Origin of the sequence: Pseudomonas sp. BMS12, assembly GCF_001592875.1 — a bacterium.
In the GTDB taxonomy this organism is placed as follows: Bacteria; Pseudomonadota; Gammaproteobacteria; order Pseudomonadales; family Pseudomonadaceae; genus Aquipseudomonas.
Genome location: NZ_LSOF01000004.1, coordinates 1 through 13,804 on the forward strand (window position 1 = coordinate 1; position 13,804 = coordinate 13,804).

The following is a 13,804-nucleotide window of genomic DNA, read 5'->3' on the forward strand; positions in this document are numbered from 1 at the left end:
CGCTGGTTGCTCATGGCACCTCCTGATGGACCTCATTATGAGGCTTGGAGATGTCTACGAAACCAGGGGCGATTCAACCCGGAGCGAAGCGCAGGGCCGGATGCAGGGGCAAGACCTTTTGGTTCCTTTTGGGGGCCGGCCATCCGGGCGACTGCCAAAAGGAACCCGCCCAGCAGGGCGGAACAGATGTATCAACAAACACAAAAACGAGCAGCGGCACGAAAACCGCGGAACAAAACTAAAGCGTACAAAGCCCCCCTGGCACCGCCATCACCCACTCCCTTATCGCCCTGATCGCCGGCTCATCCCGCCGCCCCTCCGGATACACCAGAAAGAACGGCTTACCCTCCAGCTCCGGCCCGAACGGCTGCACCAGCCGCCCTTCCCTCAGCTCATCCTCGATCAACTGCCGGCTCATCAACGCCACCCCCTGCGCGCCGATGGCCGCCGACACGGCGTGGGTCTCGTCGGAAAACACCAGCCCGGCACTGACATCCAGTCCCGGCACCTGGGCCTGCTTCTGCCACAGCGCCCAGTCCAGCGGCGACGAAGCCACCGCCTGGTTGCGGAAGTGAATCAGCGAATGCCGCGGCAGATCGGCCATATCCTGCAGGCCCAGCAACGGACTGCATGCCGGGATGAAGGTGTTGTCGAACAGCTTCTCCGCCACCAGCCCCGGCCAGCGGCCGTCGCCGTAGCGGATGGCGATATCGGCGGTGACGCCATCCAGCGCCACCGGCTCGTGCGAGGCGTGGATGCGCAGGTCGATATCCGGATGGGCATCGCGCAACAGGCACACCCAGGAAAGCAGCCAGCGCACCGCCACCGCCGGCGTGGTGCTGAGGGTGATGGCCTGGCGGCAAGGTTTGGCACTGAGGCGTTTGGCCGTGGCGCTGATGCTGTCGAACGCGCTTTCCAGCACCTGCTGCAGCTCGCGCCCCTGGGCGGTCAGTTCGAGCTGGCGCGGCTTGCGCAGGAACAGCGCGACGCCGAGCGATTCCTCCAGCGCGCGAATCTGGTGACTGATCGCCGTGGCGGTCACCGAGAGTTCTTCCGCCGCCTGCTTGGCGCTCTCGTGGCGAGCGGCCGCCTCGAACGCACGCAGGGCCGAGAGCGAGGGTAGCCAGCGCTGACTCATGAATGAGTTCCTCTCAGGCATAGCGAAAAATAATGATCGTTTGTCGCCAATTTCGGTGGGCAATAGCCTGAGTCTGCTGCGAAACACACCTGAGTACAACTTCAAGCAGGAGACTCAACATGTCACACCTACTGCACCTCGATGCCAGCGCCCGCCCCGGCCTCGCCGGGCAGGATCTGCACGGCTCGCACAGCCGCAACCTGAGCCAGCGCTTCGTCAGCCAGTGGCTGGCCCGCCGCGCGCAGGACAACGTCACCTACCGCGACATCGGCCAGAACCCGCCATCGTTTATCGACCATGACTGGATCGCCGCCGCCTTCACCCCGGAGCCGCAGCGCGAGCAGTGGATGCGCGACACCCTGGCGGAAAGCGACCTGCTTGTGGACGAACTGCTGGCCGCCGACGTGCTGGTGATCGGCACGCCGCTGTACAACTTCGGCATGCCGGCCGCACTCAAGGCCTGGGTCGACCAGATCGTGCGCGCTGGCCGCACGGTGGATATCGACACCAGCAATCCGCTCGATCCCTATGTTGCGAAACTGGCCGACCGCCCACGCCACCTGGTCATCCTCAGCGCCCGCGGTGGCATCGGCTTTGGCCCCGGTGGCGAGATGGCGCACATGAACCACCTGGAGCCGAACCTGATCACCGCCCTCGACTTCATCGGCATCACCCGCGTGCACCAGATCGCCATCGAGGGCCAGGAATTCGGCGGTGAACTGCTGGCCGCCTCGGTCGAGCAGGCCCTGCACAAGGTCGATGCGCTGGTGGTGGAGTTGCAGCAGGCGCTGCAGACAGAACGCACGCCAGAGCCGGCCTGAACTTGTAGGAGGCGCGGCCATCCGCCTTGGCCGCGACACAGGCAGAACCGAAGTTGCAGTGGTCGCGGCCAGTGCCCCTCCTACGAGAAGCAAGAGCAGCAGGGTGTCAGTTCAGGCTGTGTGGGAGCGGCTTTAGCCGCGATGCGGGGGCTACGCCGCCCACACCCACAGCGCCGCTACGAGAGCATCGCGATCGGCCGTCTGCCCCATCGATACTAGCTCAGCACCACGCCTCGAGCCCCCTACGCAGCACCTTTGCCCGGATTTCTGACGGGGGCTCAGACTCCGAGTTGCCTGCCAGCCTGATCATTCCCACACCCGCGTTTGAATGATCAGGAAACACACCTTCCCTTACCGCTCACAATCGCTAAAATGTCGCCCGCCCAACAGTGGCACATCGCCTCCATGAACAAGGACGCTCAATGAAAACCCTGCATTATGCTGTAGCAGCCCTACTCAGCCTGAGCCTTACAGGCTGCGTCTCCTTCAATCCCGCCGGCCCCATCAGCGAACCGGCACAGAAAGCCAGCACACCTCGCCAACAAGCCGTGATGGTCGATGACGTGGTGGTCTCGGACAGCAGCATCAACGCCGAAGTCCGCAAGAATCTGGGCAGCCAGTTCACCGCCCAGCTGAACAAGCGCATTGAGCGCGGCGAGTACTTCCGTGAAGTGATCAGCTTTCCAGCCACGCTCGGCGAGCAGGATGCCCTGCTCAAGCTGGAGTTCAGCTCGCTGAAAGGCAAGCGCACCCCTCATCCAGGCTATTTTCCCGGCGCCATCCTGACCCTGACCGGCTGGATCTGGTTCAACGGTCCTATCTATGTCGACAAGTACGACCTTACAGGCACGCTGACCTTCGAGGACGCGCAGGGCAAGAACCTCGCCAGCAGCCAGAAGACGCTGCACCTGGAACAGAACACCGGCCTGTGGGATGACGACTATTTCAATATCTCCCTCGGCGCCACCCAGCTCAACGAGCTGGTCGAACAACTGCTGCAGGATAGCCTCCAGCAACTGGCCAAAAAGCCCTAAGGACACACACCATGAACCGGATTTTCTCCCTGCTGCTGGCCACCCTGCTGCTTAGCCTGACGGGCTGCGCCACTTACTCCCACGATGATCTGAGCCCCATCACACAATGGCCACCGGCTGCCACCAGCAGCGACAAACCCAGCCTCTACCTTAAGGTAGAGGGCCAGTACCTGTTCAACGGTAACGCCGCCGGCGCAGGTTTCAATCAGGCCAAGCTGGCAGAGCTGGTACTCAAGGAATATCAGGGCAGCGAGCAGTTCGAGAGCGTCACCCTCGATCAGCAAACCTCCGATATCTACGCGTCCGTACAGGTCACCAACCATGAGCGCGGAAGCATGGCCAGTGCCTTCATCACCGGCTTCACCCTGTTCCTCATCCCCGGCAAGTACGACAACACGCTGACAATGGAAACTGTGTTCAAGGACGGCCAGGGCAAGGTACTGGGCCGTGTCGAGAAGCATGAAACCATGACCACCTGGATGCAGCTGCTGCTGATCTTCGCGCTACCCTTCAACGAATCCGCAGACAATGTGCTGACACATCTGGCGCAGAGCAGCCTGGAAGACGCCGTGCAACAAGGGCTGCTGGTCACTAAATAAGCCTGCAAAGCCGACTGAGAAAGGGGCCGAGACAAGGCAGCAGATTTATTTCCCAGGCCACTGGGTTAAACAAGCCGGTCAAGCCCCCTCTCACGGGAGCCCTCTGCCGCTGCATGTGGATCCTCGCCTGGCACCAGTGGCATCTTCCGTAAAAGGGGTCACGGCCAAGGCCCCTCCCACAGAGCGACAGAGTGTCAGTTCAGGCTGTGTGGGAGCGGCTTTAGCCGCGATGCCGGCGGCATCGCAGTTGTCCGGCCTCGACAGCCCCGCCCTACAGCTTCACGCAAGCAAACAGGGCGTTCCCGGAAGCCCCGTCCCAGGGCAGGAGCTTCTCGTAGTCGTGCTCCAGCACATGCACTTCGAAGTAAGGGCGCAGGAGTTCCTGCAACTCGGCGAAGCCCACGGCCACCATGGGGTGTTCGTCGTGCCAGACCTGGGTTTGCCCCGCCGTCGTCCTGGCGATGTTGAGTTTCAGTGACTGCCGCTCGCCGGCGCCGCCGTAGTGCCAGCCGGAGCTGAAGCGGAACTGGCTGCCATCGTGCTGGGCGCTATGACTGACAGAGAGCGCGTTATCGATCTTGTGCTTGTCGACCGCGTTGAAGCAGAACACGCCACCCACGCTGAGCGCAGCATGCACGCTGGCGATGCAGGCCTGCAGGCGCTCGATGCTGGCGCTGTAGTGGATGGAGTAGAGGAAGCAGGTGATCAGATCCTGCGGTTCGTCCACGTTGAACGCGCACATGTCCTGCAGGGAAAAACGCGCCTGCGGGCAGCGCAGGGCCGCGCGGTCCAGCATGGGCTGGTTGATGTCGAGCCCGCCGCTCTGGTAGCCGGCATCGAGGAAGTGGCGCACATGCGGCCCGGTGCCGCACGCCAGGTCGAGGTGGCGGCTGCCGCCGTTGCCGAACAGCTGCTGCAGGCGGTGGATGCAGTGGCTCTGCGCCTGGTAGTCGATATCGGCGCACATCAGGTCGTAGTAACCGGACAGGTCGGTGTAGAGGGCATTGGCGGACATGGCGACCTGGCGGTTTCAACCGGCATTTTTGAGGTCGCGCATCATACAGGCCGGAGCGCTGGATGGCCTGAATTTATTGGCCTGCAGGCTGCAAGCCAGCAAGATTGGCAGTACCACTACCCGGGCGCCCGGGCGTTACAATGCCGCCGCCCCTGCCGGGCACACCCGGAGCCAGATTGCCGATGTTCACCCTCGTCCACCTCGATACCCCTCCACCGGAAGCCCTGAAGAGCCAGGTGCTGCAGATGGTGGTGGACTACTTCAGCGACATCAGCCCGGCGCCACTGACGCCCAGCAACCCGCTCTACCAGCTGTACCAGTACGTGATCGGCTACGAGGTGCACCTGTACCTGCAGGCCATGGACAGCGCCGTGGCGAGCAGCGCGCGACTGATTCTGGCCCTGGATGATGACGACCCGTCCCAGGTGCTGGGTTTTGCCCTGTACCTGCCGAGCCAGGACGATCCCGAGGCCTGCACCCTGGTCTACCTGGCCGTGCAGGCCAGCCGGCGCCGGCACGGCATTGCCCGCGCCATGCTGCAGCAGATGACCGCTCGCCGCCCGCATGCCGAGCTGGCCTGCGTGGCCAGCCAGGTGCCGATCTTCGAAGCGCTGGGCTTTCGCGTGCTCGCCGCGCGCGGGCCGCAGGTGCTGCTCAATACCCGCGACTACAGCTCCAACGGCCTGGTGGCGGTGCAGGACCTGGCACCGATCTTCCAGTCCAAGGACGTGCGGCAGATCCACACCTACCTGCTCAAGCAGAACGGCAGCAAGGCCATGAGCGACGCGGAGCGCAAGCGCGACTACCTGCTCGACCAGTTGGCCCGCCAGGCTCAGGCGCTGGTGGCTGAGCGGCTGACTTAGAGAAAGGCTGCGGAAAAAGCGGAGGCTTCCCCGTACCAAGGCTCCCGCCAGCGCGGGAGCGACGGTGAATGGTGTTTCCGGAGCGTGCAGCCCGCGGACATTTACGGGCGCGGATACAGCCACGTGCGGGCAGCAGCGCTACTGACTCGCTAACACAGGTGAACGCCTGGCAAGTCCCCCCATCAGCCCAGAAGCTGCGTGACCAGGCTCGTGTCTACAGATAAGGCCCGATATTGCCCAGCGCCCGTTCGACGTATGCCTCCTTCTCCCCTACCGGTGCGACGTAGTGCAGCGCCTCGGCCGCCGCATCGCGCCCGACCAGACGCGCCAGGGCCCAGGCGGCGAGGTAGATGGAAGCCAGGCAGCCGCCGGCGGTCGCCAGGTTGCCGCGCGCAAAGAAAGGCTGCTCAAGCACCTCGATACCAGCCTCCTGCACCCAGGGTTTGCTGGTGAGGTCGGTGCACCCCGGAATATCGGCCAGCAATCCTGCCTTCGCCAGCAACAGGGTGCCGGAGCATTGGGCGCCGATCAGTTGCCGTGTGGGATCGAGCCGTGCCAGGGTCTGCATCACGGCGGTGTCCTGGGCAATCTCGCGGGTCTTGATGCCACTACCGACAAGCACCGCGTCGAAAGCCTCGATCTCGTCCAGCTCGGCCTGGCGGTACAGCTGTACGCCGTTCATCGAGGTGACCGTGGCGCTCGGCGCGGCCAGGGACACACGCCAGCCCGGTGCCTTGATGCGATTGAGGATGCCCAGGGCAATCAGCGAATCCAGTTCGTTGAAGCCGTCGAAGGTAAGGATGGCGATGTGCATGGCAGCCCCGGCGCGATGAAGTCCGTGAATTCTCCGGCTGAGCACGCCCGAACAATAGACACAGTGGCGCATGGCAATAGCGGAACAGAAGCCGGGCCGCACTCACTCGACCTACGGCGCTCTGCGGGAATAGACGCGGCGTCACTGGCGACCGATCATCCAGAAAAGCCCACTCACCCTCAGCCGGCGTATGGTGGAAAGAGCAGCCTGTTTAGGGAGGATTGCTCATGTTCCAGGTAACGCGAAATGGCGAGAACCGCCTCGATGTGGATTTCGCCGGCAAGCTCGACAGCCAGGCCATGCACAGCGCGCTCGACGAGCTGAGCCTGAAGGCGGAAGGCATCGAGCACGGCCGCATGCTCTATCGCATCGGCGAATTCCAGATGCCGACCCTTGGCGCCATCGGCGTGGAGATGTCGCGCCTGCCACAGATGTTCCGCTTCGTCCGGCGTTTCGAGCGCATGGCCGTGGTGGCCGACAAGCAGTGGCTGCGTACTGCCAGCCAGATCGAGGGCGCGCTGATTCCGGGCCTGACGGTCAAGGCCTTCGAGCAGGGCCAGGAGGCCAGCGCCGAGGCCTGGCTGCAAGGCTGACCTGGCGCTGACCGAGCACCGGCACGCGCCGGGCTAGACTCCCACGAGCGATAACGCCCCGAAGGAAACCTGCCCATGCGCGCAAGCCGCCTGTTGCTGCCAATCCTGCTCGGTGCCTGGCTGACCGGCTGTTCCGGCAGCGACGGCGCTGGCGACAGTATTGAGGTCAAGCTCACGGCGACGCCCCGCAATGCCGGCAGGCTCGGCCAGGCGACGCTGTCGCCACGCGGCGAGCGCACCGAGCTGTCGGCCTTCATCAGCGGCGTGCCGCTGGGCATGACCCAGCCCGTGCGCCTGTATGCCTACGTGTACGCCGGCAGCTGCGCGAAGCCTGGTGCGCAGCCGGCCTACGAGTTGAACAACACGGTGCTGACCTCTCGCCTCGGCCCGGTCGACGGCTGGCGTTTGTCGCGCAGCGCCCAGGTGCCGCTGGCGACGCTGCGCGCCACGCCGTATGCCCTGGTGCTGCGCACGGCGCCTGCGGATGGCGGCTACGACATCTTCTGCGGCGATATTCACTGAGCGCACTCATGCCGCGCAGCCCCACCCGCCTACCGCCAGCGCGACCAGATACAGACCGGCACCGAACACCAGATGGCTGAGCAGACTGCGCCGCCGCGCCACCCAGGGTGCGGGCGTGCGCGCGGCGGCGATGCCCATGCCGAAGGCCGGTTGCATCAGCAGCAGCGGCGCCGCGACGGTCGCCGCACCGAAGGCCAGGGCCGCCAGAGGCGCCGGGGCACACAGCCACTGCGGCCCGACGAGCACGAGGAACAGGCCGGCGAAGAGTACGCCGGTCAGGTAATGGAAACCCCAGCCCAGCAGCCGCTCGCCGCGCACGCCCGGCGCCTTGCCGATCGCCGCGTGGCGGAACTGACCATGGCGCATATGCCCGAGCCAGCGCCCGACCAGGGCATAGTCCAGCGCTGGGGTGGCGAACAGGCGCTTGCGCAGCAGGGCCCAGAGGTCCAGCAGCAGGGTTGCGCCCACACCGAGCAGGAGGGTTTGCAGAAGCATCTCGACTGTCATGGCTATCTCCTTCTAATCTGCCTGAAAGGCCTTGCTGAACAGCCTGCCAGTTCAAGTCGACTTGAGGTCAAGCATGAAAGAGATGGATATCGGACAAGTGGCGCGCTGGTCCGGCCTGCCCGCCTCGACGCTGCGCTATTACGAGGAAAAGGGCCTGATCCGCTCCATCGGCCGCAACGGCCTGCGGCGGGTCTTCAACGAGACGGTATTGCAGCGCCTGGCGCTGATCGCCCTGGGCCGCAGTGCCGGCTTCAACCTGGAGGACATCGCCGGAATGCTCGGCAACGACGGCACGCCGGCCATCGACCGCGAGCGTCTGCGCCAGCGCGCCGACGAGGTGGACCGGCGCATCCGCCAGCTCAGCTCGATCCGCGACGGCTTGCGCCACGCGGCCGACTGTCCGGAGGAAAACCACCTGCAATGCGCCAAGTTCCAACGCCTGATGGGGCTGGCGAGCAAGGCATCCGGCAAGCACAGAGCCCGCACGCCGCCGGCAGACTAAAGAGCAGCGACCAGGCTGCGCGCCCCAAGGAAGACAGAATGCAGGCGATTGCCGGTCAGCTCGCCCCATGAGCGCGCAACACCCTGGCAGGCGCGCGCGGACAGCAGGCGCGGTGAAACCTGCTATAGAGTTTCCCGGACTCAACCCACATGGAGCAGATGGCAATGGCACTTCGCATCAACGACAGCGTCCCCGACTTCAGCGCCGAAACCGATCAGGGCAGCCTGAATTTCCATGACTGGATCGGTGACAGCTGGGCAATCCTGTTCTCCCACCCCAAGGACTTCACCCCGGTGTGCACCACCGAGTTCGCCGCCGTCGCCCAACTGGCCGGCGAGTGGCGCAAGCGCAACACCAAGGTGATCGGTGTGTCGGTGGACGGCGTGGACGAGCACAAGAAGTGGAAGACCGATATCGAGCACTTCGGCGGCTGCGCAGCCGACTTCCCGATCATCGCCGACGACGGCCTGGCCGTCTCCAAGGCCTTCGACATGCTGCCGGCCGAGGCCTACCTGCCCGATGGCCGTACCCCGGCGGACAGCGCCACCGTGCGCTCGGTGTTCATCATCGGGCCGGACAAGAAGCTCAAGCTGGCGATGACCTACCCGATGAGCGTGGGGCGCAATTTCGCCGAGGTGCTGCGCGCCTTGGATGCCCTGCAACTGACCTACAACGTGCCGCTGGCCACCCCGGCCAACTGGGCCGCCGGTCAGGATGTGATCGTTGCCCTGGCGCTGAACAACGAACAGGCCGAGCAAAAGTACGGCCCGCTCGACATCAAGCTGCCCTACCTGCGTACCGCCAAGGCGCCGGCCTGACGCGAGCGCACCTCAGGGCGCGCCGAACAGCGCGGTCCAGTAGATACCCGCGTTGCTCTTGGGGTCGACCGCATAGGCTGCGCCCAGCTCGCTGAACTGCGGGTTCATCAGGTTGGCGCAATGGCCGGGGCTGGCCAGCCAGCCGAGCACCACCTTGTCCACCTCGTCCAGCCCGGCGGCGATGTTCTCGCCAATGCGCTGGCCGCTGTAGCCGGCCAGCTCGGCGCGGTCGCCCGGGGTGCGGCCGTCCGGGTCGCGGTGGTCGAAGAAGTTGCCGTTGGCCATGGCCCGGCTGTGGCTTTCCGCAGTGCTGGCCAGGGTGGTATTCCAGCTCAGCGGCGTGGCGGCGGCGAAATCCCTGTCACCACATTGACGTGCCTGGCCACGGGCGCGATTGATACGCTCCAGCAGCTTCTGCCCTTCGGCCTGCCAGTCACCCAGGCGCCCACCGAGCAGCGGCCGCGCCAGCACGATGCGCCAGTCGCGCTCGGCGCGGCTCACACCGATATCGACATACTGCGGGTCCAGCACCACCTGACAGAAGCTCTCCTGCAGCGCCTGCATGGCCGCGCCCGCATCGCGCGGACCGGACAGACTGATGGCCTGCACATTGACCATGGGGTAGCCGGCCCGGGCCAGGGCGTCCTGCAGATTGGCGCTGCCGTTGGCCGGCAGGATCAGGCGCGCATCGACCGCCAGCGGCGGCAATTCCGGCGAGGCCTGCTCGCCACAGCGCTGCACCTGGCTGCGGTAGGCATTGATCGCCTCGATCAACTGGGCCTCGTCGGCGGCCTGCACCGCCGTGGTGAGCAGCCCGAGCACCAGGCTGACGAGACACGCAACGGATGACTTCAAACGCATGTAGATCTCCCTTGATCGGCTGGCACTCATGATGCGCGATTGTGCCGCCGAGATGAAATGCCAGCTTGCCCGGGGCCAGCTGCGCGGCTAGGGTCATGACCCCACGCAAAGGAATGCCGCCATGCAAGACTCCTTCGACCTCAACCGCGCCAACTGGGACGACCGCGCCGAACTGCACGCCGCCTCGCCGGAGTACGAGGCCGAACGCTTCGTCGCTGACCCCGACCACCTCTCCGCAGTGGTGCGCTTCGACCGGCCCCGCCTCACTGACATCAGCGGGCTGCGTGCGGTTCACCTGCAATGCCATATAGGCACCGACACCCTGTCCCTGGCCCGCCTGGGCGCGCAGGTGACCGGACTGGATTTCTCCACGGCTTCGCTGAAGCAGGCACGCCGGCTGGCGGCGCGCTGCAACAGCGCCATCGACTATGTCGAGGCCTCGGTCTATGACGCCGCGCAGGTGCTGCAGCCGGCGAGTTTCGACCTGGTCTACACCGGCATCGGTGCGCTGAACTGGCTGCCGCGCATCGACGACTGGGCGCGCAACGTCGCCACCCTGCTCAAACCGGGCGGGCGCCTGTTCCTGCGCGAAGGGCATCCGCTGATGTTCAGCCTGGACGAGGAGCGGCAGGACGAGCTGGTGATCCGCCATCCCTACTTCGAGCACGCCGAACCCATGGTCTGGGACGATGACGCAACCTATATGCGGACCGAGCGACCGCTGACGGCCACGGTGACCCACGAGTGGAACCACGGCCTGGGCGAGGTTGTATCCGCCCTGCTGCGCTACGGGCTGGAGATCACCGGACTGGAGGAACACGACAGCCTGCCCTGGGAAGCCCTGCCAGGGCAGATGGAGATGGGCGCCGACGAGGAATGGCGCCTGCGCCACGACCGCCCGCGCGTGCCGCTGAGCTATACGCTACAGGCGATCAGAACCTGTTTCCGGTCTTCTGAATTAGAGCCAGACAAGGCAAAAACGGACGAAGAAGCGCAGTTTACGAGAGGTAAATGAGCATTCTGAGACCGCTTTTAACGCAGTCTGGCCGACAGTCAGGAGATCGTAAGCAGGTTCTCAGACGTAGACGCTGATACCGCCCTTCTCCTGCAGCCAGTCGCGGTAGGTGGCCAGCGAGTCGGTCTGCTGGCCGTCGTTGAAACCGACGAAGCTGCCGCTGTCACCCAGGCCGGCGTCGATCAGCTTGTCGACCTGCACCAGCAGCTTGGCCGCGTCGTCGCGGTCCATGACCGAAACATCGGGCAGCTGGATCTGCGTGCCACTGCTGCCCTGGCCACTGCTCTGGCCGACGCGATCACTGGCCAATGCCGACGTGGAAGACGACTGGTTGCTGCTGTTAAGCGCACGCAGCAGGCCACCCTCGCTGCGCGCCACCATCTGCGAAGCCAGGCGGCGCAGCTCGGCGATGGGGTCACTGTTGGTGTTTTCCTCGGCACTGCTCGAACTGCTGGCAGCTGACTTGCTGACGCTGGCCAGGTAAGTGGCCAGTGGCGAAGTGCTGTTGATGGTGGTCATGACCAATCCCTGCAAATGTTCTTCGCCGCCTATCAAGCAGGATGCGCGCCATAACCCTGCAGGGCGCATGGCAACTGGCTTTCAGACATTTACCCTGAGCCCCGGACGGCACTGCCTTGCCGCAGCCGGGACAAGCCTTGCCGCCTCATCCCGGGTGACCGTCCACCCGCGCCGCCCACAACATCGGCGCGTAATGGCGCAGGAACAGGGCGAAGGCCAGGCACCAACCCAATGCCGCCAGCCACAGCCCGTATGAGGTGAAGCCGGCCAGCAGCACCCGGCAGCCTGTCGCCAGGTGCAGCAGGACGAAGGCCCAGGTCATGGCCGCTGGCGGGGTCAGCGCACGGCCGGTGTGGCCCAGGCTGACGCGCGCCAGCATGGCCAGAATCAGCCCGCCCATGGCGCCCACGGCCAGGGCATGACTGGCCAGGCTCTGTTGCTGCAGCCAGCCGAGGTGCCAGAGCGCCATGCCGAGGGCAGCCAGCGCCATCCAGGCGTAGGCCAGGTGCAGCGACCAGAGCAGCGGCACGCGCCAGATGCCGGGCCGATACCAGTGCCACAGGCGCAGGCCGTGTAATCCGGCGACCAGCAGGAACAGCGGCGTCAGCATCACATGCGGCTGCAGGGAGAAACCCGCGGCCGTGAGCCCGGCGATGGCCAGCGAACCGCCGAGCAGGCTCCACATCAGCCAGGGGCGCGCCGGCGCCTGGCTGCTCAGCCCCAGGCCGCGTTGGGTGAAGAAGGGAATCACCCGCCCGCCGATCATGCCCATCAGCGCCGCCACCAGCCACAGCGTGGCCAGCACGCCACGCCGCTGCAGCGCGTCGTCGCCATGCAGCAGGCCCAGCAGGGTGAGGGCCTGGCAGGCGGCGAGCAGACCGAGCAGCAGCACGATGGGTGCGTTGTGGCGTTGCCTGGCCCGGTAGATCAGCCGCGCGAAGGCCAGCAGCAGCACCAGTACGAACGCCAGCTCAATCGCTACCAGGGCCACTGCCGGCAGCGGCGGGAACCAGGCCAGGCGCCCCACGATCCAGAGCAGGAACAATGCCAGCAGCGGACGACCGGCGAGGCTGGGCAGGCCGGTCCAGGTCTGCACGGCGGTGAGCAGGAAACCGGCGATGATCGCCAGCCCAAAACCGAACAGCATCTCGTGACGGTGCCAGGCCAGCAGGCCGCCGAGGGGCTGCACGCCAACATGGCCAGCCAGGGCCATGGCCCAGAGTGCGATGGCCAGCAGGGCGAACAGGGCGCCGCCCAGGAAGAACGGCCGAAAAGCCAGGCGCCAGAGCGGCGCTATGGCCAGGGCAGCCTTGCGATCAAGCATCTGCACGGCACGGCTCCTGGTCGGCCTTGCGCAGGTAGTGCTGGGCGATCAGGCGCATCACGTAGCCGATTTTCAGCAGGGTCGGGCCGATCACCACGCCGGAGTGGGCGATCACCAGCGCCGCGATGCTGAGCTGCCCCTCCAGGCCGTAGCCGGCACCTATGCCGGCCAGCAGCATCAGCAGGCCGACAATCAGCATCTGACCGGACACACGCAGAAGGTTCTTCGGGCAACTCAGAAACTCGATCATGGTGGCGCCTCCCTTGAAGTCGGGGGCCTTACGCCCCTGCCACCTTGCTTCAATCAGAAAGCGTGCCACTTATTTTTTACTTAAATAACAAATACTTAATAACAGATAGTCGTAATGACTCACCACACAAAAGAGTCATTACGACAACATAAAGTCAGAACAACAACACAGCATCACGGTGTGATGGCAGGCTTGCTGGCCGGGCTGAGCATTTCGATCTCGCGGATCTCGAAATCGCGCTGCAGGTATTCCATGCGTCGTTCGTGGAATTCGCGCATGTGCGGCAACGCGCTGTGCAATGCCAGGTGCTCCCGCGACCGCCAGACCTCGAAGAAGATGAACAGGCACGGGTCATGGGCGTCGCGCAGCATGTGGTACTCGATGCAGCCAGCCTCGGCGCGGCTCGGCTCGACATAGGCGCTGAACAGCGCCGCGAAGGCCTCGGCCATCTCCGGGCGGGCGTGGGCATGCAGGATGAATCCGTAGGGCGTGGTCATGGCTGACTCCTGGCAGGTTTTTATCAACCCTAACGCAAGTACCAATCATCAACTCATGCATTTGCAGCAAATATCATTTGCTCGGCACAGGGTTTTTCCCCAACCCCAGGGT

At 65.0% G+C, this 13,804-nt stretch carries 18 protein-coding genes; 9 read left to right on the forward strand and 9 right to left on the reverse strand.

Going from position 1 to position 13,804, the window contains the following annotated elements; translation table 11 throughout:
- Positions 1-238: 238 nt before the first annotated feature.
- Positions 239-1,138: a LysR substrate-binding domain-containing protein gene (locus AYB31_RS02185; RefSeq protein WP_068825347.1), complete on the reverse strand. Its 900-nt coding sequence runs from the start codon at positions 1,136-1,138 to the stop codon at positions 239-241.
- A gap of 119 nt (positions 1,139-1,257) precedes the next feature.
- On the opposite strand from AYB31_RS02185, the gene AYB31_RS02190 reads away from it, so the two are divergent.
- The 3 genes from AYB31_RS02190 to AYB31_RS02200 all read left to right on the forward strand — a co-directional run bounded on the left by AYB31_RS02190 (position 1,258) and on the right by AYB31_RS02200 (position 3,592).
- Positions 1,258-1,959: an FMN-dependent NADH-azoreductase gene (locus tag AYB31_RS02190; protein WP_068825349.1), complete on the forward strand. Its 702-nt coding sequence runs from the start codon at positions 1,258-1,260 to the stop codon at positions 1,957-1,959.
- A 422-nt stretch (positions 1,960-2,381) separates the two neighbouring features.
- The gene (locus AYB31_RS02195; protein WP_068825351.1) at positions 2,382-2,993 is read left to right on the forward strand and encodes a hypothetical protein; all 612 of its coding nucleotides are present in this window, start codon (positions 2,382-2,384) and stop codon (positions 2,991-2,993) included.
- 11 nt (positions 2,994-3,004) lie between these two features.
- Complete coding sequence (locus AYB31_RS02200) at positions 3,005-3,592, forward strand: hypothetical protein (RefSeq protein ID WP_068825353.1); 588 nt, start codon at positions 3,005-3,007, stop codon at positions 3,590-3,592.
- Positions 3,593-3,863: 271 nt separating this feature from the next.
- Here the strand turns inward: AYB31_RS02200 and AYB31_RS02205 are convergent, their stop codons facing one another.
- Entirely contained in the window at positions 3,864-4,607 is a 744-nt protein-coding gene (locus AYB31_RS02205) for a class I SAM-dependent DNA methyltransferase (protein WP_068825355.1), read from the reverse strand.
- A gap of 182 nt (positions 4,608-4,789) precedes the next feature.
- On the opposite strand from AYB31_RS02205, the gene AYB31_RS02210 reads away from it, so the two are divergent.
- A complete protein-coding gene (locus AYB31_RS02210) occupies positions 4,790-5,470 on the forward strand; it encodes a GNAT family N-acetyltransferase (protein ID WP_068825356.1) in 681 nt (226 codons plus the stop codon).
- A 214-nt stretch (positions 5,471-5,684) separates the two neighbouring features.
- On the opposite strand, the gene AYB31_RS02215 is transcribed toward AYB31_RS02210, so the two are convergent.
- Entirely contained in the window at positions 5,685-6,284 is a 600-nt protein-coding gene (locus AYB31_RS02215; RefSeq protein WP_068825358.1) for a DJ-1/PfpI family protein, read from the reverse strand.
- Between the two features lie 227 nt (positions 6,285-6,511).
- Here AYB31_RS02215 and AYB31_RS02220 point away from each other — a divergent pair, with 227 nt between their 5' ends.
- Together AYB31_RS02220 and AYB31_RS02225 are read left to right on the forward strand one after the other, a co-directional pair.
- Positions 6,512-6,877 (forward strand): STAS/SEC14 domain-containing protein, encoded by a 366-nt coding sequence (locus AYB31_RS02220; RefSeq protein WP_068825360.1) that lies wholly within the window; start codon positions 6,512-6,514, stop codon positions 6,875-6,877.
- Positions 6,878-6,952: 75 nt separating this feature from the next.
- Positions 6,953-7,399, forward strand: coding sequence for a hypothetical protein (locus AYB31_RS02225; protein WP_068825362.1), 447 nt, complete (start codon positions 6,953-6,955; stop codon positions 7,397-7,399).
- 6 nt (positions 7,400-7,405) lie between these two features.
- Here AYB31_RS02225 and AYB31_RS02230 read toward each other — a convergent pair whose 3' ends face one another.
- Positions 7,406-7,906: a DUF2938 family protein gene (locus tag AYB31_RS02230; RefSeq protein ID WP_068825365.1), complete on the reverse strand. Its 501-nt coding sequence runs from the start codon at positions 7,904-7,906 to the stop codon at positions 7,406-7,408.
- A gap of 73 nt (positions 7,907-7,979) precedes the next feature.
- Between AYB31_RS02230 and AYB31_RS02235 the strand changes: the two genes are divergently transcribed.
- Positions 7,980-8,408: a helix-turn-helix domain-containing protein gene (locus tag AYB31_RS02235; RefSeq protein WP_068825366.1), complete on the forward strand. Its 429-nt coding sequence runs from the start codon at positions 7,980-7,982 to the stop codon at positions 8,406-8,408.
- 164 nt (positions 8,409-8,572) lie between these two features.
- Positions 8,573-9,226 (forward strand): peroxiredoxin, encoded by a 654-nt coding sequence (locus AYB31_RS02240; protein WP_068825368.1) that lies wholly within the window; start codon positions 8,573-8,575, stop codon positions 9,224-9,226.
- A 12-nt stretch (positions 9,227-9,238) separates the two neighbouring features.
- On the opposite strand, the gene AYB31_RS02245 is transcribed toward AYB31_RS02240, so the two are convergent.
- Complete coding sequence (locus AYB31_RS02245) at positions 9,239-10,087, reverse strand: CAP domain-containing protein (RefSeq protein WP_068825370.1); 849 nt, start codon at positions 10,085-10,087, stop codon at positions 9,239-9,241.
- Positions 10,088-10,208: 121 nt separating this feature from the next.
- Between AYB31_RS02245 and AYB31_RS02250 the strand changes: the two genes are divergently transcribed.
- Positions 10,209-11,102 (forward strand): class I SAM-dependent methyltransferase, encoded by an 894-nt coding sequence (locus tag AYB31_RS02250; RefSeq protein ID WP_082805173.1) that lies wholly within the window; start codon positions 10,209-10,211, stop codon positions 11,100-11,102.
- 60 nt (positions 11,103-11,162) lie between these two features.
- Here AYB31_RS02250 and AYB31_RS02255 read toward each other — a convergent pair whose 3' ends face one another.
- The 4 genes from AYB31_RS02255 to AYB31_RS02270 form a co-directional block, all read right to left on the reverse strand.
- Complete coding sequence (locus AYB31_RS02255) at positions 11,163-11,621, reverse strand: hypothetical protein (RefSeq protein WP_068825372.1); 459 nt, start codon at positions 11,619-11,621, stop codon at positions 11,163-11,165.
- 145 nt (positions 11,622-11,766) lie between these two features.
- Entirely contained in the window at positions 11,767-12,951 is a 1,185-nt protein-coding gene (locus AYB31_RS02260) for an NnrS family protein (RefSeq protein ID WP_068825374.1), read from the reverse strand.
- The gene (locus AYB31_RS02265; protein ID WP_068825376.1) at positions 12,938-13,195 is read right to left on the reverse strand and encodes a transmembrane sensor/regulator PpyR; all 258 of its coding nucleotides are present in this window, start codon (positions 13,193-13,195) and stop codon (positions 12,938-12,940) included. The genes AYB31_RS02260 and AYB31_RS02265 overlap by 14 nt, the downstream gene beginning before the upstream one ends.
- 173 nt (positions 13,196-13,368) lie before the next feature.
- The gene (locus AYB31_RS02270) at positions 13,369-13,692 is read right to left on the reverse strand and encodes a putative quinol monooxygenase (protein ID WP_068825378.1); all 324 of its coding nucleotides are present in this window, start codon (positions 13,690-13,692) and stop codon (positions 13,369-13,371) included.
- Positions 13,693-13,804 lie beyond the last annotated feature (112 nt).